Annotated in this window: 15 protein-coding genes; all 15 read left to right on the top strand. The window is 29.0% G+C overall.

What is annotated here, in order from left to right; translation table 11 throughout:
- Positions 1 to 10 precede the first annotated feature (10 nt).
- Positions 11 to 1,459 carry a restriction endonuclease subunit S gene (locus ACZ5N4_RS10050; RefSeq protein WP_464209537.1) on the top strand — a complete coding sequence of 483 codons (1,449 nt, stop codon included), beginning with the start codon at positions 11 to 13 and terminating at the stop codon, positions 1,457 to 1,459.
- Between the two features lie 33 nt (positions 1,460 to 1,492).
- Positions 1,493 to 2,548 carry a hypothetical protein gene (locus tag ACZ5N4_RS10055; protein WP_464209539.1) on the top strand — a complete coding sequence of 352 codons (1,056 nt, stop codon included), beginning with the start codon at positions 1,493 to 1,495 and terminating at the stop codon, positions 2,546 to 2,548.
- A complete protein-coding gene (locus tag ACZ5N4_RS10060) occupies positions 2,545 to 3,600 on the top strand; it encodes a hypothetical protein (RefSeq protein WP_464209541.1) in 1,056 nt (351 codons plus the stop codon). Before ACZ5N4_RS10055 ends, ACZ5N4_RS10060 begins: the two co-directional genes overlap by 4 nt.
- Positions 3,601 to 3,612: 12 nt before the next feature.
- Positions 3,613 to 7,671, top strand: a complete 4,059-nt coding sequence (locus ACZ5N4_RS10065; protein WP_464209543.1) for a hypothetical protein — start codon at positions 3,613 to 3,615, stop codon at positions 7,669 to 7,671.
- Between the two features lie 2 nt (positions 7,672 to 7,673).
- A complete protein-coding gene (locus ACZ5N4_RS10070) occupies positions 7,674 to 8,477 on the top strand; it encodes a hypothetical protein (protein ID WP_464209545.1) in 804 nt (267 codons plus the stop codon).
- On the top strand, positions 8,464 to 9,624 hold the full coding sequence (locus ACZ5N4_RS10075) for a hypothetical protein (protein ID WP_464209547.1): 1,161 nt from the start codon (positions 8,464 to 8,466) through the stop codon (positions 9,622 to 9,624). Before ACZ5N4_RS10070 ends, ACZ5N4_RS10075 begins: the two co-directional genes overlap by 14 nt.
- Before the next feature lie 10 nt (positions 9,625 to 9,634).
- Positions 9,635 to 10,648 carry a hypothetical protein gene (locus ACZ5N4_RS10080; RefSeq protein WP_464209549.1) on the top strand — a complete coding sequence of 338 codons (1,014 nt, stop codon included), beginning with the start codon at positions 9,635 to 9,637 and terminating at the stop codon, positions 10,646 to 10,648.
- A 25-nt stretch (positions 10,649 to 10,673) separates the two neighbouring features.
- Positions 10,674 to 12,362, top strand: coding sequence for a helicase HerA domain-containing protein (locus ACZ5N4_RS10085; protein WP_464209551.1), 1,689 nt, complete (start codon positions 10,674 to 10,676; stop codon positions 12,360 to 12,362).
- Positions 12,355 to 12,996: a hypothetical protein gene (locus ACZ5N4_RS10090; RefSeq protein ID WP_464209553.1), complete on the top strand. Its 642-nt coding sequence runs from the start codon at positions 12,355 to 12,357 to the stop codon at positions 12,994 to 12,996. The genes ACZ5N4_RS10085 and ACZ5N4_RS10090 overlap by 8 nt, the downstream gene beginning before the upstream one ends.
- Before the next feature lie 3 nt (positions 12,997 to 12,999).
- Entirely contained in the window at positions 13,000 to 14,457 is a 1,458-nt protein-coding gene (locus ACZ5N4_RS10095) for a protein kinase domain-containing protein (RefSeq protein WP_464209555.1), read from the top strand.
- Between the two features lie 239 nt (positions 14,458 to 14,696).
- Positions 14,697 to 15,299, top strand: a complete 603-nt coding sequence (locus ACZ5N4_RS10100; protein ID WP_464209557.1) for a hypothetical protein — start codon at positions 14,697 to 14,699, stop codon at positions 15,297 to 15,299.
- 309 nt (positions 15,300 to 15,608) lie between these two features.
- Positions 15,609 to 16,004 (top strand): hypothetical protein, encoded by a 396-nt coding sequence (locus ACZ5N4_RS10105; RefSeq protein ID WP_464209559.1) that lies wholly within the window; start codon positions 15,609 to 15,611, stop codon positions 16,002 to 16,004.
- 126 nt (positions 16,005 to 16,130) lie between these two features.
- Positions 16,131 to 16,256, top strand: coding sequence for a hypothetical protein (locus ACZ5N4_RS10110; protein WP_464209561.1), 126 nt, complete (start codon positions 16,131 to 16,133; stop codon positions 16,254 to 16,256).
- Positions 16,257 to 16,358: 102 nt separating this feature from the next.
- Positions 16,359 to 16,508: a hypothetical protein gene (locus tag ACZ5N4_RS10115; RefSeq protein ID WP_464209563.1), complete on the top strand. Its 150-nt coding sequence runs from the start codon at positions 16,359 to 16,361 to the stop codon at positions 16,506 to 16,508.
- A gap of 60 nt (positions 16,509 to 16,568) precedes the next feature.
- Positions 16,569 to 19,127 carry an FmdB family zinc ribbon protein gene (locus ACZ5N4_RS10120; RefSeq protein ID WP_464209565.1) on the top strand — a complete coding sequence of 853 codons (2,559 nt, stop codon included), beginning with the start codon at positions 16,569 to 16,571 and terminating at the stop codon, positions 19,125 to 19,127.
- Positions 19,128 to 19,129: the final 2 nt, after the last annotated feature.

Raw genomic sequence — 19,129 nt, forward strand, 5'->3', positions numbered from 1 at the left:
GGTGAAAATATTGCAGAATTATATATTGATTAATAATAAGCCAAGTGTTATATGGCTTAATAGTAAATTCATAGAAGATAGATTAAGTTTGGACTCATTTAGTGATGAATATCTAAAATGGAAAGAGAATTGTTCGTTAAGTTCATACTATAGAATGAATAAAATGAAAGATATAGCGAGAGGAATTAACATTGGATTTACGTCAAAAAGGAATTATCAATTAGAAGGAGTAAAATTTTTAAACATTTCTAATATTGAGCAGTTTAATTTTAAACTTGAAGATATAAAATTTATATCTAACGATGTCCATGAAAATTTAAAAAAATCTCAATTAGAATGTGGAGATATTCTATTAACTATTACAGGAACTATTGGGGATGCCGTTGTAGTTCCAAGTAACTTTGGAAAAGCAAATATATCAGCGAATATCGTAGCAATAAGATTAAAAGAAGAGTATAATCCTTACTATTTATGTACTTTTTTTAATAGCAAATATGGTAAAATGCAGACCAAAGGAAGTTCAAAATCAAATGTATGGGCTAATTTAGGAGTTCAACAAGTAAAGGAAATTGAGGTACCTATTCCATCTCTTCAGATACAAGAGTATATAGGAGATAAGATTAGAAAAGCGGAAGAATTAAGAGAAGAAGCAAAAAAATTAAAAAAAGAGGCTGAGATAATATTAAATAATGAATTAAATATCAATAAAACAGATAGATTTAATACAAAAAGAGAATATGTATTTATTAATGATAAACCTAATATTTTATATGTTTCCGAAGAGTTAATTGATAGTACAAGAATTGAGTCTATGTTTTATAAAAAAGAAGATTTAGAAATAGACTCGAAATTAGTTGAATATAGATACGGATATAAATTGTTAAAGGATTTATGTGTAAAAATAACTGATGGAACGCATAAAACTCCAAGTTATGTAGAAAAAGGAGTAACATTTATATCATCAAAAAATATTTTAGAAGATGAAATAGAATTTGAAAATGTAAAATACATTTCTGAAGAAGAGCATAGGAAAATTTCTAAACGTTGCAATGTAGAGGTGGGAGATATATTATTTACTAAAATCGGACGTATAGGTTATGCAAAAGTAGTTCCTAACAAAGCAAGTACGTTTAGTATATTTGTAAGTGTTGCATTATTAAAAGTTAAAAAAGAAGTAGATGAATATTATTTAGAAGTTTTTCTTAATAGTGATTATGGGAAAAAACAATCAAATAGACTATGCAAAGGATCGAACCAACCAGATTTTCATCTTGAGGATATTGGAAATATAAAAATACCTATTATACCTATTGAAATGCAAAAAGAAATAGGTAATAAGATGCGTAAAGTTGAGGATTTAAAATATAATATTAGAGTCTTGATTCAACAAGCAAAACAAGACATAGAGGATTTAATAGAAGGTAACTTTGATATGTCAAAAATCAAAGAAAATAACTAAAATTTTAATTTGATAAAAGGTAGGTGAAGCCTTTTGCTTAATGTAACTGAATTAGTTAAAAGTTTGAATTTATCATATGATTACGGGGAAATAGATAACAATGAAAGTCTAAAGTATCTAGTGGATTTAAATTTTCTTAAATGTATTGAAGATAAATTAGTCATTACAAAAAAGTGGATTAAATTTAGTGGTAAAGTTAGCAGAGACGATTTTATTTCTTCTCTTCTCTGCTACTATCCACATTTATTGAATACATTACTTTTAAGAGTATATGCAGAAGCGTGTCTTATAGGCAAGAGTGGTGATAGTAAAGCACTATTTGAGTTTGTTGATAGTATACCTAAATTTGCAGAGTTAATATTAAAAATCCAAAGTGAACAAATTAATGAGAATGAGGAAATAAAAGCATTGTATCAGGATGTATTTAAAGGATATCCTCAATATTCATCTATACTAAACAAATTAAAACTTATGCAATTAACTGAGGAAGAAAATGATTTGGGAATATTACCCATGGGTACTAATCCAAATGAAATTTGGATGCATGGAAGAAGGATAACATCTTCTGTTGAATTAGAAGTCTTAAAAAATAGAAATGAATATACTTTAATTCCTTATAAATACTCTGACTTTCCTGTAGAAAAAGAAGTAGGGAAAGTTCTATCTTACCCATGGAAAACCTTTATTACAATACTATCTATGATAGATTTGGAATATAAGGTTGGTGGCTTTGAGGGGGTATATATAAGGCCTACTGATATAAGTAATCCTTATAATGCTCAAACATTAGAACTTTATATTTTTAATATAAAGAGTAAAGAAATAAAAGTAGGAACTTTAAACAATTTTATATACGAATTTTGTACCGAAAATGATTTATATTTATTCCCTGATAAAGCACCAGAAGCAGATAAAGTAGTTTTTGATTTATTATCAGAACACAAAATTGACTTTAAGGATGGCGAATATGTATTAAATGAAGAATTTAAGGATTTAATCTATTCTAAGGATATAATAATTAAAAACCGTTCTAGAAAATTCAAAAACCTACTTAAAGAGTATATAGAAAAGTTGAGGAATACATTATGATGATAAAAATAGGTACAGATAGATTTTGGGTAAGAGCATCTAATATAGAAAGATGGGAAGAGATATTAAGCACATTGCCAGAAAAAATACTATGTAAAAGTAAAAAAGATATTGCAAAAGATTACCTACATTATAAGGTTGATGAAGGTGGAAGAATTGTAAATGCAGATGAAGTTTATGGTCTTTTTGGAGTAGAAAAAGCGAAAAATAGTTTAACTATTGTTGGATGCAACTTTATTAAAGAAAATGCAGAAGGCTATGAACTAACAGAAGGAGCAATTAAGCTTTTAAATGAATATAAGAACAATGGAGAATGGGAAAAGGGATTAGCAGAGCAACTTTTGAAATATTCTTTAAGGGTTAGAGCATTAGCATTAGCACTACTAAATGGAGGGTATGTTTACTTTGAAAAAGGTTATATGGAAAACTTCATAAGTGCCTATATTAATTATAGAAATACTAATTATTATGTGTTCAGTAGTAAACCAGAAGATGTAAACATAAATAATCTTTTAAATACCAATACATCAGAAGTTTTAGGGCCTTTCTGGAAAGAAGAATTATGTATATTAAAAGAGGAAGAAATTAAATTTCAAGGTATAAACAAAGATTACCCTTCTTTGGGATCAATGAGTACATACCTAAAAATACCTATGATGCTCTTTGATTATTTAAATTGGATTAAAGAAGATGAAGAAAGCAAGTATATTTTTGATAAACAGAAGATTAAAGAAGATATAGAGAAGCAGACTTTTGAAAGTTTAATTATAGATAATTCATTAAATGAAATAGAAGTCTTGAAGGAACTAATACTAAATAATTCAGATGCAAGAGGCTTATTTCCATTAGAAATAGTAGGTTCTTTGTTAAAAGACAGGATAAGTAGAGATGACGGAAAAAATAATGAACAATGGATTGATCATTATTTTATTACTAGAATTAATGAAGGAATATTTAAAATACTAGATCATGAACAAGGACAGCCGAGACATGGTAGAGGACTACTTGGGAAAAAAGATTATCAGTTAATAAAGTTAGAGATTATGGATTAAGGGGGAATTTTTATGTCAATTTGGGCACCTTTTGGAACAAGTGATTTTCCTTTAAATCAACCAATGGTTGGGCAGAAGGAGTTTTATGGTATTTTTAGATCATTTACAAAAACTATGAAAACTGCTGGAATGGCAACGATATTTCCATTGATATCTAAATGGGGTATTGGTAAATCTAGAATAGGATTTGAAGTTATATCAGAGCCTTTAGGAATGGATAAAGGTTGGATTATAAATGATGATGGAGATCAAAAGGAAGTTAGAGTGTTCAAGACTAACTTTGAAGATAAGGTACTTCCTTTATATATAAGATATTCTCAAATGTGTCATGAAGATTTAATAGGAGACCATTGGGTTGCTTATGGTATTTATACTGCATTGTCTTATTTAAGTAAAGAGTCTGACGGAAGCATCCAAGGCAAGATAATGGAATGTATTCAAGACACATTAGCACCAATGGGCTTTGATAGAGAAATGTTAAATAGGATATTAGAAGTAGATAATGTTAATCTTGATGACTTAGTTATTAATAGAGATAAATTAGATAAATTAACTCGTATGGGAATTGATTATATTAAGAAGTTTAATATAGAACATATACTTATAGTTTGTGATGAACTTGAAACAGCAGGTGAAATTGCAAAGTACGGAATAGAAAAAGACAAAGAACTACAAAGTAAAATTGATGGGGAAGCCATTCAGGTAATTACAAATGCTATTAAACATGAAGATCCAAGAAAGAAATATCCTGAAGCAGCCTTTTTACTTTTATGTTCTACTGTAATTGGAGGAAGTATACAAGGAATTGGAGCATTAGACAGAAGAACTGAAATGTATGAAATGCTTCAAAATTCATTTGCAGATATATCAGATTTTACTGAATATCTTAATAAAAAAAGAATGATACCTGAATACCCAGAAGGTATTATAGAAGCAGCATATGCCATTGCAGGAGGGAACTTCGGTTGGTTCAATGTCATTATGCATAATGTTGACCAGAAGATGGAGGATGAAACTGTTAAAAAAGATGTAGGTTTCATATTGGAAAATATATTAAATTCAAGTAATAGATTTAAGGACAGTCTTATTGATAAACCTGCTTTTGACTATATACAGTGTGATGATAAGTTTAGGCAAAAAATAAAACATGCTCTTTTAAAACAAATACCAAATAAAAAATCAAGTTACTCCGAGGAAGAAATTAATGCTATGCTTGAAGCAAAGGCTGAAGATGGAGAGAAACTTTTCAAGGAATTTTATCGTGTTAAATTGAAGAAAGATGATCTAGGAGTTTACTTAAATAGCCAAGGTTATAAGAAGGATATAGGAGATAACTTTGTAAATAGTTTTGGAGGGAGTTTTGATTTAGCAGTTTTGCTTAGAAGTCTTAAAACTTTTTCTATTAGTGTAAATGATAATGAATTTATAGTAGGTAAAGAAGAAGAAACATTCTTAGACCAAGTAAGAATGTTATATCCAAAGGAAGAGGTAGAGGAAGCAGCAAGATATATTTATTCATACATTATTGAAAAATTAGAAATGGATGAAATAAAGAATGCAGAATATATAGGGCCGAACTTTGCTTATTTAAGTAGACTAAATAAAAGGTACAGAGTGGAAAAGGATAATTTTGGATATGTACCAGATACAGAAAAAAATAAAGAAATTGAAAAGTTAATAGCAGAAAGAAGCAAAAATAAAATTGAAGAAGTTAAGAGGGTTCTTTCAGGTGCTTGTAGAGCATTAGAATTAAGTTATCCAAAGGAAGAGCCTTACGCCATTAATGGAGTTGATTGTGTAAGAACATATGTAGAGAATGGCCCTTATCTTGATGTCCATGGAGATAAACTGGTAGATATAGTTTGGGGAAAAGATGAAGAGAAATTAAAAGATGTGCTTCTTGATAATAGATTAATGAAAGATGGAGTTCATCCAGTAATAGTCATTTCTGATTCTGTTATAAGTCAAGAATATACAGAAAAATTTGTGAGAGAAAAATATGAAGGTATAGGTAAATGCTTAATTTTTGTTAATATAACAAGACTTCAAAAAGATATTTTAGAAGCAATGTCTGTTGATAAAGATGTTCTTGATATTAGAGAAAATAAGAATATGATAACATCAACTCTTAGAGAAAGAGTAAGGAAGATAAGGGATCATTTTAAGGTAAAGTCATCTGAATGGTTTGAAGGATTAGATAGCGAAGGCTGGATTTTAAGACCGATTATTTATAAAAAGCATACAGATGAACAAATTAAAGTTTTATCAACTGCTTTCAAGAAAATGCTTATACATAATCTTGATTTTGAAGAACTTGGAAGTAAGAAGGATGTAAAACTTACAGATGTTGAATATACAGAATTGAAGATGGCACTAAGAAATGTATCAATAGGAAGAATAAATGAAGGTCAGGGATATAAGGAAACAGGTATATTTATAAAAGAAGATGAAAATAAGTTTAGCATAGACATTCCGCCTTGTGTAAATAGAATTTTAAAATTTAATGGGAATAGTAATAAGTCTGTAAATAACTATGAGGATAAATTCTTCTTTAGTCTTGTTAAGGAAGTTAAACCAAAGAAAATATTAGAACAGTGGATATTGTTTATGACATCTTTAAATCTTTTGATTAAAACTCAAGATGGTTTTATTGGAAGAATATCATCTTATGAATTGAATGGAAGATATGATTTAGTTAAAAAGTGGCTTGATGATGATTGTAAAAAAGAAATAGAGAGTATGAAGAAAGTAATTAATGGGCCATACCTTAAAGTTCTTGAAGAAAATCAAATTCCATATTATAAGGTGCAACTTCAGGAAGCGGCAAAGATTAAAGATAGTATTAAAATAGAGATATTAGAAGAGAGAGATAAAAATACTAGTGCTAACTTTAAAGAAGTAATTTCCAAGATAGAAGAGTTTGTAGCATTATGCAATCAGGTATATGACAGAGAAATGTGGAACAATATAAAAACTTATAATCCCAATATTATAAAGGATATAAAAATAGATGATAAAGAAAAATCATTATGGTTTAGAATAAGACACATTAGGTTATTTATTGATTATATAAATAACTTAAAAGTGCCTGCTGAGAATAGTATACTTAATAAGATTGCAGAAATAAAGAATAACTGTGTTTATGAAAATATTATGCTTCCTATATCACCTGTTACAAATATACTTCAGAAGTATTGTAATGAACTTCAAAATTCAACGGACTATGATAAAATGACATCCACTGGAACAGGAACTATGGTCTCATATATTAATACCCTTGCATATAGACTTAAAGATGGTGATTTTAGCGGTTCTGCAAAGAGAATAGAGGAAATTTTGCAAGATTGCGGATTGGAACAATTAGATAATAACGATCTTAAATGGTCTAATGATAGCGGTATTATTGGTGAATATAAGAATATTTACAAGAGTTTTAAGTTTATTGTTGATGGATATAAGAAAAAATCAGAAAGTGAAAGATGGGTTCAGTATTTTTCAGATGCTCCAGAACTTTTAAAAAACCATACTGAAGTCAAGAATTTAAACAAATGTATAAAGGAAATTGATGTATTTGTAAATGGTGGTCTTGAACAGGAGATAGAAGATAGTGAACCAGAACTGCTTAGTAAACCAAAACCTTTCCTTGAACTACTTAAAGAGAGAATTAACAATATGTATCAAAATGTTGGAGTAGTGGATGGATATAAGACCAATGTAATGAACTTGGCGAGAACTAAGAAAAATGAGTTTTATGAGGATCTTCTAATTAAAACTATTGATAAAATTAGAAATGCAGAAAGTACAAAGCCAGTTTCAATAGAAATTAATAGAGAAGAGTATCCAAAGGAAAAGACATATGAAGAAACACGAAAAGCAATAGAAACTAAAATGAATGATTTAAATCATGAAGGCGAAAGTTTCTTTAAAAATTCATCTAAAACTAAAAAAGCAACCTTTAGTTTCTTTAAAGAGATAGTTGAGAAAGATGGAAGTATTGATTGGGACAACTATGAAGAAGAAATGAAGGAATTAATTGAAGTTAAATTAATAAAGATTAAAGTTGAGGTGTAGTAATGCTTATACAGGTATTAGAAGAGTATAAAAATAGAACAGAATATAGACTTTTGAATAATTTTTGTACTTGTGAAGTAGTAAGCATTAATATACTAAAAAAAGGAACGTTAGTTTTACCTGGTATACTTCTTACCAAGATGAAAAAGGAAGAGTTGAAAATATTAAATTTATGGTTTGAGCATAAAGAAAATCAATTATTTTTATTACCAGCATGGTGTGAGATAAACTTAAAGGAATACTTTGATATATCTGTAGATATTAAAATAACAAAAACAGAAAGTTACTTTAATAAAATTCCTATAGGTTTTGAAATTAGAGCAGTGGTAAAGGATAAAGTATTCTTTGAAAATGGGAAAAACTTTGGAATAAATTACAGAAGTAATTTAAGCAGTGGTCTAATAACGGTAGTAACTTTACCGTTATTAGATTATAAAATGATAGATTTTGAGGGTGAATTTAAAAATTATTTTAACAGTTTAGTGCAGAGTACAAATTATGTTGAAGAAAAGTTTCAGGAAAATATTGATGAAATTAATATAGACAATGTGCATGTATTATTAATAATATTGGCAGCAGCAAAGGTTCAGTTAAATGCAGGAATTGTTTCAATTATGTTTAAATACTTTGGAGCAAAGCATGATGAAGGACTATTAAATAAAAAATATGAAGAACTAGTTTCAGGTGGATATATAAAGGATGAAAAATTAACTGATAAAGGCATTGAAGTGGTTTTTGAGAAGAATTTAAAGGCATTTATTAGTGTAATAGAAGAGAGGAGGGAAAATGAGGATGGATGGAATTAAACAAGGAAATACAACAATATCCCAAAGTATAGTTGCAAATATCCAGTTAGGACTTCCTGCTACAGTATCAAAGTTATCTGCAAAAATGAGATTTATAGATAAAATTGCTCCTACGTTAAAAGATGGTGGAGTGATTAGAAACATTGAACTTATAAATCCTGTTACTATTAATGCATCAGGAATAGCGTGTTCAAATAGAACATCTAATGCTTTTGGTGGAATACTTTATGTTGCAGGAGCAGTAAGGCAAGATATATTAATTAAAGATGGTACTATATATAAAACAAGGCAAGAGAGTAAAGTGGAAGTAGACGAAATAGATGATTTAGACAGCCAAAAAAAATTAAAATTTATAGATATTATAAATGTTTATAAATTACTGACTGAACTTATGGAAGAAGATGAAAAGCCAGAATTAGTGCTTTTAGATGTTCCACTGTTACTTGAAAGAGCAGATGCTCCATTAGAGGAAAGAACAGATATAGTTAATATATATAACAAGTGTAGAAAAACAATATTGAAGTTTTGGAAGAAATATAAAAATAATGTTTATCCATTTAACAAGAATGGAGTCAAGATTGCTTCTATAGGAGGTAAAAAATTTGGTGCTGTAGTATTTGCTCTTAATGATGAAAATATAAAGTATATACCAGATCCAGTAGATAAAGGTATTATAGCAAAGATTGAAGATTTAATGCCTAAATTACAAGAAGTAGGAATTAAGAGGTTAATGACAGGTATTCTGGTAAAAAGAACAAGAACAGCAGCCTTTCAGTATGATGGAATAAATAAAGATAGTAGACTTGAACCAGAAGAAATAAGAAAAATTGGGCTTATGGGAATGCACGTTAAGGCAGGTAATACTACTCCACCACTTCTTGTAGAGGTGTTAGGAACTGTTATGGATTGGGATACAGATATGCTTGATGAATTGGCTTCACAGATTATTTCATTAATAGCCTTTGATCAAGAAAAAGCACTGCCTATGCCTTTATGGTATGCTAAATATGCTTTAAAGCCTATTGAAGCAACTGATAATGGTAAGAATAGAATACTTGAATATTATAAGGTTCAAGCAAGAGAGTCACTTAAAAATGAAGAACTAGAGAGTATATGGAAAGAGAATTTGGATGTGTTTGAGGAATAGGGGGGGCTAAATGTTATTCTATTTAAATGATAATAATAAAAAGCAATTAAATTCAGTTAAAAGAACTAATCTTGCATCAATAAACTGGAGTGAAAAAGATTTAGAGGATTTGATCGCACATAATATTAGCAAGATAGTTTCAGAAAACAGTTTAATGACTATATTTCAAGAGAGGAAGGGAAAAGAAGAGCCTGATATTATGGCTTTAGATAGAAGTGGCAATTTATATTTATTTGAACTAAAACGTTGGAAATCAGATAAAGAAAATTTATTACAGGTATTAAGATATGGGCAGATATTTGGACAAAGTGATTATCATGCTTTAAATGAATTATATAACAAACATGGGAAAAAAGGAAAAGAGTTAATAAATGATCACAAGGAATATTTTAATTTAGGAAAAAATGAAGAAATAAGAAAAGAAGATTTTAATAAAAAACAACATTTTTTGATTATAACGGATGGAACAGATACAGAAACACGACAAGCAATAAATTATTGGAAAACAACAGGATTATGGATAGACGCTATTATTTATCGTGTATATGAAACCTTAAATGGAGATAAGTTAATAGAATTTAACACTTATAGTCCAGAGGAAGATGTAATTGAATTTGAGGAAGGGTGCTATATTTTAAATACTAACACAAAAAATACTCAAGAAGATGATAAAGATATGCTACAAAATAAAAAGGCTGCTGCTTACTATGATCCATGGAAATATAAAATAAATAAAATTCAAAAGGGGGATAAGGTTTTTTTATACAGAAATGCTACAGGTATTGTTGCTATGGGCAAGGGAAGTGGGATTGTTAAAAAGAAAAACTATCATAATCTAGACACAGAAGTAAATGAAGAATATTATACTGAATTAGATGAATTTGTAATACTACAAACTCCACTTAAACCAGATAAAATTAAACAAATAACAGAAGTAAATTATAGATTTATGTCTACTATGTTTGGGGTTGGTCAAGAAAATGGAAACAAAATATGGGATTATATTATAAAAAACTGTATTTGATATATGAAGAGTGGGGTGATTTTTAATGAAAGATAAATACATAGGAAAACTTATAGGTAATACAGGCAATCCTAATGATTTAAAAATAGTGTTAGAAAATAGTTTTTCTGCTAAAAGAGGCGAATTCGTAAAGATAAGACATACTGAGTCAGAAGAAGATGGAGAAACTTTTGTGCTTGGCAGAATAGTTTCTATAACAAGAAATAATATTCTATATAATTCAAATATGGGAGAGGGACTTTCAAATCTTGAAATTTTACCAGGGGCAAGTATAACAGGTGAAACCTTATTTGGAACTATTGAACTTGTTGGATATAGAGATAATAATGGACAAATTAAAATTCCTAGAAGGCCTTTAAATCCAGGAGAGAAGGTTTATGGTGTTGATTATGAGTTCCTTGCAAGATTTTATAAGTTTGATGAAAATACAAGCCTTAACATAGGAAACTTAATTGGGTATGACAAAGGAAGTAATATTGTACCTGTGTATCTTGATGTAAATAAACTTGTTACAGAGCATCTTGCTGTTCTTGCTATGACAGGTTCAGGTAAATCTTATACTGTAGGAAGAATTATAGAAAGACTTGTAGCAGAGATGAACGGTACAGTTATAGTTTTTGATGTTCACGGCGAGTATGGGAAGGCATTTGAAAAGGGAAAACTACATTTTAATGATGACCTTAGTTTTATAGAAGATGAAAATGAAATTAAGAGTCTAGAAAGAATTCAAGAAAGATTTGTAAAATTATTAAACGCAAATGGTGGAATAAAAGTTTATACACCTCAAATGGATTCTTTTGATTATAAATATAGTGGTAAAAATAATCACTTAGCACTTCAATTTGATAGATTTGACATGGATGACTTATCATCGATTTTGCCAGGATTAACAGAAGCACAGGAAAGAGTTTTAGATGTAGCAATAAGGTACTGGAAAGCAAAGTATAATAATCCACCAAGAGATATTCAAGATTTAACTTATTTACTTTCAGATGAACTAGGTCTTGAAGAATTAAAAAATTGGGATAAACTAACTGAAGGTGAAGCAAAGGCACTAAATAATAGAAGTGCTGCTGTTGCATCAATGAAACTAACTAGAGTAATAAATGAAGCAAAAAGTTTCTATACTAGAGCAATTGGTGAACCCACAGATATATATAAGATGGTTGGGGAAAAGGGAAATAAAGTTGGCAGACTTGTAATCATTGATTTACAAGGTTTATCAGATGATGCAAAGCAAATTATTACAGCACTTATATCAAGTGAAGTAATGAGAGCGGCAGCAGATAAGCAAAGACAAATAAGGCCTTGTTTCCTTGTATATGAAGAAGGACATAACTTTGCACCAGCAGGAATACCTTGTATATCTAAAAAGATAATTAAGAAGATTGCAGCAGAAGGAAGAAAGTTTGGAACAGGCTTTGCAATAATATCTCAAAGACCATCAAAACTTGATCCAGATGTGACTTCACAGTGCAATACTATTATAACTATGAGATTAAAAAATCCAGATGACCAAAGGTTTATCGCTAAAACTTCGGACATGTTCTCTAAATCAGATATTGAGGAATTACCATCACTATCAACAGGTGAAGCACTCATTTGTGGTAGATCTATTCCAGCACCACTTCTTGTAAAAGTAGGAACCAAAGCCTTAATTCATGGTGGAGAGTCACCAGAAGTAATAAGGGAATGGGGAGTATTTAATGAATAAAAATAAAATAGTATCCTTTATAAAAGAAGAGTTTAAGGTTGGAAATATTAGAGATGAAATGTTTCCTATGATGACAAAGTTTGGAGTTAAGGATTATTCGGAAACAGTACATTCTTTAGGTTTAAACTATATTACTGCAATAGGTAGATATGTTGATGGAATTGCTGCTATTTCTGAATGCCCAGTATATCCATATAAAGAAAAGAATACATATAGCGAATACGCTGCTGATGGAGCAGTAGTATATGGTGATACTATTAATGAAGTAAGACCAGACTCCATATGGTTCTCAAAGGAAGATAATATTCCTATACTAATATGTGAATTTGAAAGATATGAGAAAAGTAAAAGAAAAGATCTAAAAATTAAAGAGAAGATAGAAAACTTGCTTCTTGCATACCATCAATTAGGCGGAAACGTACCAATAATATTATTTGTGTATTGGAGTTATGCAACAGAAAATCCAGGCGATATAGATGAATATATTTCTATACTTGATAATGGATTTAGAAAAAGTAATGGTATTTATGTCCCAGGAATAGATGGAATAAAGACCTCTTATTTAATTTATAGATGTGTTGCCATGGGAAATAGTGAAAATCTTAAGCTAAACCAATGGGTAGAGGTAGGATAGATTATGAAGAAGAAAGCAGTAAATTTTCAACCACAGATTGATACTAATATTGGCAGTAAATACTTACTAAAAGAATTTATAGATGAAGGTTCTTTCGGTTCTGTATGGAAGGCTGTTAATCTTGAAAATAATGAGATTGTAGCACTAAAAATACCAAAGGATCAAGAACGAGGAGATAATACTTTATCTGAAGGAAAAGAATTTATAGGGAGTTGCCACAAAAATGTAGTTAAGATAATTTGGATGGGAAGAATAGACGGATTATTTTTAATTGAAATGGAATATTTTAATGGACACAAATTATCAGATGAGCTTTGTGAGAAAGGGTTTAAAAGCCCAAGAACGTTTGAAGAAATATACAAATTGTTTTTACAAATAGTTGATGGAGTAGAATATATACACTCAAAAAACATATGCCATGGTGATATAAAGCCACAAAATATATTAACTGATGGCAAAGTGGCTAAAATAACTGACTTTGGAACAAGTAAGTTAATAGAGGATTTGTTTATTAAAACAATTGATGGTGGAGGAACATGGGCTTATATGGCACCTGAAGTGGCAGGTTCAAACAAGAGATACTTAAATTCTGATATCTATGCATTAGGGGTATTACTCTATAAATTTTTGACTGGCAGAACTCCTCATGAAACTGCAAACCAGTTAATAAATAATATTCCATATCCAAGGCCAAGAGAAATAAATGATAATATATCCCTTGCTGTTGAAGAAGTTATCTTGAAATTACTTAAAAGAGATCCTGAGGAAAGATATAAAGATGTATTTGAAATTAAAAGAGATTTAAAAAATACTTTTAATGAAAACAATAACTTAATATCTTATAGTAAAAACATTAAACAAGAGATTTATGAAAAAGACTGGATTGACGGTGTAATAGGTTTTTATAAAAATAATGAATACGATAATGCAGAGTTGATACTTAGAAATGAATATGAAAATGGTAACAAATCACAAGATATCTTATATCATAGAGCATATACTTATTATAAACAAGGTAGGTTCTTCGATAGTCTAGATGCTTTGAAAAATATTAAAATTAGTAAGGTTGAGGGCATTAGAAGAGATGCATTTGAGGATGATTTCATATATTTAAATGGAAGAGTAATGTTTGAATTGAAAAGATATGATGAAGCCATTGGGTGCTATAAAAAACTTAAAGAACGAAATCCGGAGAATTTAGATTACAGATATAAACTCGCATGTGCTTATGGCTTAAATAATGAACAAGTGGAAGCTCTAACGATACTAGAGGAAATAAATAAGCAAACACCAGGTATGCTGTATATAGTAAAGAAGCTAGGACACGCTTATGATCAAATAAAGGAATACAAAAAAGCAAGAGCGTTTTTCAATTTTGCTTTAAAACTAAATCCTGATGAGCAAAGTGTAAAAAGAAGATTAGAGGAATACAATAAGTATTTTGATTTTTTAGGGTATTAATGATGAAGTTTAAGAAAGATGAATTTATCTCGGAAATGATAGGTTCATCTTCTTTACTTTATGCTTATAGTTAACTTAGATAATGTAGATTATATTAAAATAAACTATATAAAGAGCTTAGTAAATATATTTGATATGTTCAATGATAAAATCAGATAAAATATTTTATCTTATTTTATCATTGACAAATTAGATTATTTTATGTATGATTTAGTTATAAACTTAAAAGAGGTGATTTAATGAATTACGATAAAATTATTTTGGAATTATTAAGCAGGGTTCAGGTGTTAGAAGAAGAAATGGAGAAAATTAGAAGCAATATTGTTTCAAAGAAAGAAATTTCGGAGGACGAATCTTTGGAAGTTTCAGAAGAAGGAGAATATACACGTTCTCAAGCTAGGAATCAGGCAATTAAAGTTATCAGAAGTAAATATCCAGATTATATTGTTGAAAAAGCAGCGCGTAAAGAAGGAAGTGGAATCAAGATAACTAGGCCGGATTCTGAGTCAAAAAGACCTATAATTATTAAATTTTTTCACAGTAAGACACATATCAGTAAAACTATAGGTGATGTTGATCATGCATGGCATACAGTTGATTTGGATGATATCATGGGAACATTTATAGATATATGTATGTTTTCTGTTGTTGATACTAAAGGCAATTGGAACTTCCTTATGTATGAGCCAGAGGAATTAGATATATATAATGAAGCAAACCGATCCGGTAAAAGTGGCCTTTTACATTTATATTTTGTGGTTAAGGAGGATAAAGCTACCGAGATAAGAGAGAATACCGTTGATGTGAGAGACCATTTAAATAATTGGGATATCCTAAAATAATAATTATAACATTTTTATAGAGAATAAGAGGTATTGAGATAAGTGAGTTAGAAAATAAGTTTAATACCGATATGCAAAGCATATATATAACTCGAAGAGAAAATTAAAATACAATGCAACACGATTTTTAAAGTTAGTTTCTGAAAATGGTAGGGTAGAAGGAGCAAAGATACTTATATCCAAGAATAGCGGTACTTATGGCTTGGAAGTTTTATGGGAGAATAATCGGATGGAGCTGAATATTTAAGATTCAATAACCGCCTGTGGGATGAGTTTACTGGGGAAGATAAAGAAAGTTTAAAGTACATTTTGCAGCATAAGCTTAATACTTACTATCTAGAAAAAAATTTAGGAGAAAACGTATCAACATTTATAAATGATTCAAATGATGATATTACTAAAGAGCATCAAGAAATAGATAAAATAGAAGAATATATATCAAAAAAACTTTCAAAATTAGAAGGCTCAACCACAGAAAATAAAGATGTAGTGGAGTACATTCATAATTACATGGCTTCGCAAGGTTATGAATATAGTACTGATATCATTAAAAATCTCTACTTATCTTTAAAAACTAAACCCTTTGTTATCATATACGGAATATCAGGTACAGGCAAAAGTAAATTAGTAGAATTATTTGCTAAGGCTATTGGAGCTTCTAGAGAAGATGGAACTTATAATTTAATACCTGTAAGATCGGATTAGTCAGATGCTTCAGAACTAATTGGGTATAGAAACATAGAAGGAAATTTTCAACCTAGTATACTCACCAACATAATTAAACAGGCTGTAGAGCATAAAGAACTACCTTACTTTGTATGTTTAGATGAAATGAATTTAGCTAGGGTGGAATATTATTTTAGTGACATATTATCTATAATGGAAACAAGGGATAACGTAAATGGGGAAATAAAAACAGACAAGATTATAAGAAGAGAGTTTTTGCAGGAGATTTAGAGGCTGTAGAAAGTTTTGGGGATTTATATATATCACAGAATTTATACATAATTGGCACAGTAAACATGGATGAAACCACCTTCCTATTTAGTTAAGAAGGTATTGGACAGGACAAATACCATAGAATTTAATGTGGTAAATTTAAACTATAACTTTGATAAGGCTGAAAATAAAGAAACTTCCTCAAGCAAAATATATTCTAATGATCTGCTTTGTTCAAAAGAAGATGAATTTATCATAATTTGTAATTAGTTGTATGATATCCAAAAAAATGTGTATAATGGATATATAGGTAGAGGAGGTGCAGCTATTATGATTTTTAATAGTATTTTTGATGGCAAAAATGAAGATATAAATTGGACAGGTTTTTGGAGTGAATTAGGAGTCAATTACTCTAAAATAATTGAGGAAGAGGATGTAAAAGCAATTTTAAATCAGAAATTGAGCAATCTTCATGAATTGGAAGTTGAAAATATATGTAGTATCTTAGGATTAAATATTAATGAAAAAGCAGAAATGATTAAAACCATCCTAGAGGATAACCGAAGTTTTGACATTATATATTTGATTATATTTTTAAAGAGAAAGAAAAAATCTGTTAATGATATGTATAATTATCTTTTCTATAATGAAGATTCAAACTATTTAGAATCAACAGCACTAGTTAAATTGTTTCATATATTTATTAAAGATCATACATATTTATTTGATATAGTTGCATTATGGGAATGGCAATCTAAGGGGACTGGTGTTGAATATATAACAGACAAGATGTCAAAAACTTATTTTGATAAGTTCTCAGAAGATAATAATTTAGAAAAGCTCTGTTCTTTTATGAGTAAAACACCCAAAGTTGGAACAGATTATAAAATAAGGATGCATTGCACTTATAACGATAAGAGAATATATGTAATATATAAATTGAAAAATGATTCTCAGAAAACAGACTTTGATGAGGCTAAGAGAGTTAAAGATATAGATATAATATTATTTGAATTGGATGAAGCAGCACAAATAGTACATATAAAATCTAGAACAATTGGAGAAAGAGCACAATTAAAAAGATATTTTGAAAACTATTTTGGATGTAAATTTGAAGAAGTTGAAAGTCCAGTATATGATGATTATGATGCTGATGAATTTAAAGAAGTTTTTTATAACTTAAACAATTCAACAAAAGTGGAAGTGTCAAACTTCTATGTTAATAAAATAGTATTTTCAAGCAGCTTATTAAATAAATCACCTGAAGTAACTTTTAATACTCCTAAAAGGGATGTATGGCCATCAGTTGTTCATGCATTTGAAATGAGAGTTTTAGATATAGATAGTCTATATTGTATTAAGGAAATGCACATAGATGTTAATGACAAAAGTAGGACAATAAGAATAGTAGGGCTAAAAGATGGTAGTATAATATTCAAACTTGATGATAAAGGGCTGGATAAAAGTAGCTTTGAAATAATTAATAGCAAGTTTAAAGCTAAATTTGGGATTCCTTTAAATACAAGGGTAAAAAATAAGTTAGATAGAGGAATAGCGGACGAAATTGACACAATAATGAGATGTACTACAACAAAGCAGGTCGAAAATTATAATCAAGAAATAATTCGAATGTTGACAGATGATAACATTATAGAAATACAGCCAATTAAGAGATTTGTATGTAAAAATATATCATGTGGGACAACGTTTGATATTAGTACTGAAGACATCAAAGAATGTCCAGATTGTTCAAGTGATGAATTTGATATTCAGGAGTATGAAAGTATAAATGTTAACCATAAAAAAGTAGAGAACTTTATTGTAAATTTTCTATGCAATTCTATAAATTTGAAAAAGGCTGATATTGAAAAATCAGACAAGTTTAGTGGATATAAAGTTATTAGATTTTTAAGAGGAACAAGAGAATACAATATTGTTATTGCAGATAAAATTATATCTAGAAAAGTAATAAAATCAATAGAAAAAAAACTAGTACCAACAATAATAATATATTATGGAATTGATAATAATCAAGCAAAGTTAATGACGCCTAACACAATTGAAATGTTACAATTTGCAACGTTATATGCAAATAAGGATGATGGAAATAAAAATAAAGTAATATTAAACTCTGTTTTTGATAATTTAGAAAAGAGATTGCATTATCAAGTTGTAAAGGCTTCAATATTGGCAAATGAAGATTTAGCAACCATCGTAGATAAGCCAAGCAAAATAAGTAAAAAATACTTATCTAGTGATTTTGAGGATGATATTTATGCTCTATTAAAAGATATAGTTTTTAAATCAGAGAAGTGGGGAAGTGCTGAAATTGGGAAACCATTACCAGAGGGAGTTTTAGCATTTGAATATTCTGAAGTAAGAGGTGGAGATAAAAAGGAATGCAGGTATGCTTTTACTTTTGATTGTAAATTAACATATAAAGATGAAGGATATAATTTAAGTATCGAGGAGAAAAGGAAGGCTATAGAGTATGTTAATAAATTTAATAGTACAAATGAGATCAAAAGGTATTGTACTAAAAATAGCGAGTTGAGTGCTCATATTTTTATAGGTAATCAATTTAAGGATTCGCAAATAGATGGGATGAATAAATATTTTAGGGAGTCTATAAATGAAGGAAATAGTACCAAACCAGTGTTTATAGACTTTAAAGATTTACTCAAGTTTCATAGTTGGTATAGGGTACATTATGAGGGCATTCAAAAGCATAGAGATTACTTTTACGAAGAGTTATATAAAGTTTTTACTATTAATGATAGAATGGTAACTTATGATGATTTTAAAGAGATAATTTATGAGATAGAGGATTGTTTCAAAAATGATAAAGATATTAATATATCTAGAATGAAAGAAAAAGTTCTAAATTAATA

The organism is Clostridium nitrophenolicum (genome assembly GCF_055391695.1).

What these genes read in the sequence shown, in the direction of transcription:
- ACZ5N4_RS10060 (WP_464209541.1), top strand. Translation starts at nt 2,545, where the DNA reads ATGATGATAAAAATAGGTACAGATAGATTTTGGGTAAGAGCATCTAAT.
- ACZ5N4_RS10065 (WP_464209543.1), top strand. Translation starts at nt 3,613, where the DNA reads ATGTCAATTTGGGCACCTTTTGGAACAAGTGATTTTCCTTTAAATCAA.
- ACZ5N4_RS10070 (WP_464209545.1), top strand. Translation starts at nt 7,674, where the DNA reads ATGCTTATACAGGTATTAGAAGAGTATAAAAATAGAACAGAATATAGA.
- ACZ5N4_RS10075 (WP_464209547.1), top strand. Translation starts at nt 8,464, where the DNA reads ATGGATGGAATTAAACAAGGAAATACAACAATATCCCAAAGTATAGTT.
- ACZ5N4_RS10080 (WP_464209549.1), top strand. Translation starts at nt 9,635, where the DNA reads ATGTTATTCTATTTAAATGATAATAATAAAAAGCAATTAAATTCAGTT.
- ACZ5N4_RS10085 (WP_464209551.1), top strand. Translation starts at nt 10,674, where the DNA reads ATGAAAGATAAATACATAGGAAAACTTATAGGTAATACAGGCAATCCT.
- ACZ5N4_RS10090 (WP_464209553.1), top strand. Translation starts at nt 12,355, where the DNA reads ATGAATAAAAATAAAATAGTATCCTTTATAAAAGAAGAGTTTAAGGTT.
- ACZ5N4_RS10095 (WP_464209555.1), top strand. Translation starts at nt 13,000, where the DNA reads ATGAAGAAGAAAGCAGTAAATTTTCAACCACAGATTGATACTAATATT.
- ACZ5N4_RS10100 (WP_464209557.1), top strand. Translation starts at nt 14,697, where the DNA reads ATGAATTACGATAAAATTATTTTGGAATTATTAAGCAGGGTTCAGGTG.
- ACZ5N4_RS10110 (WP_464209561.1), top strand. Translation starts at nt 16,131, where the DNA reads ATGAATTTAGCTAGGGTGGAATATTATTTTAGTGACATATTATCTATA.
- ACZ5N4_RS10120 (WP_464209565.1), top strand. Translation starts at nt 16,569, where the DNA reads ATGATTTTTAATAGTATTTTTGATGGCAAAAATGAAGATATAAATTGG.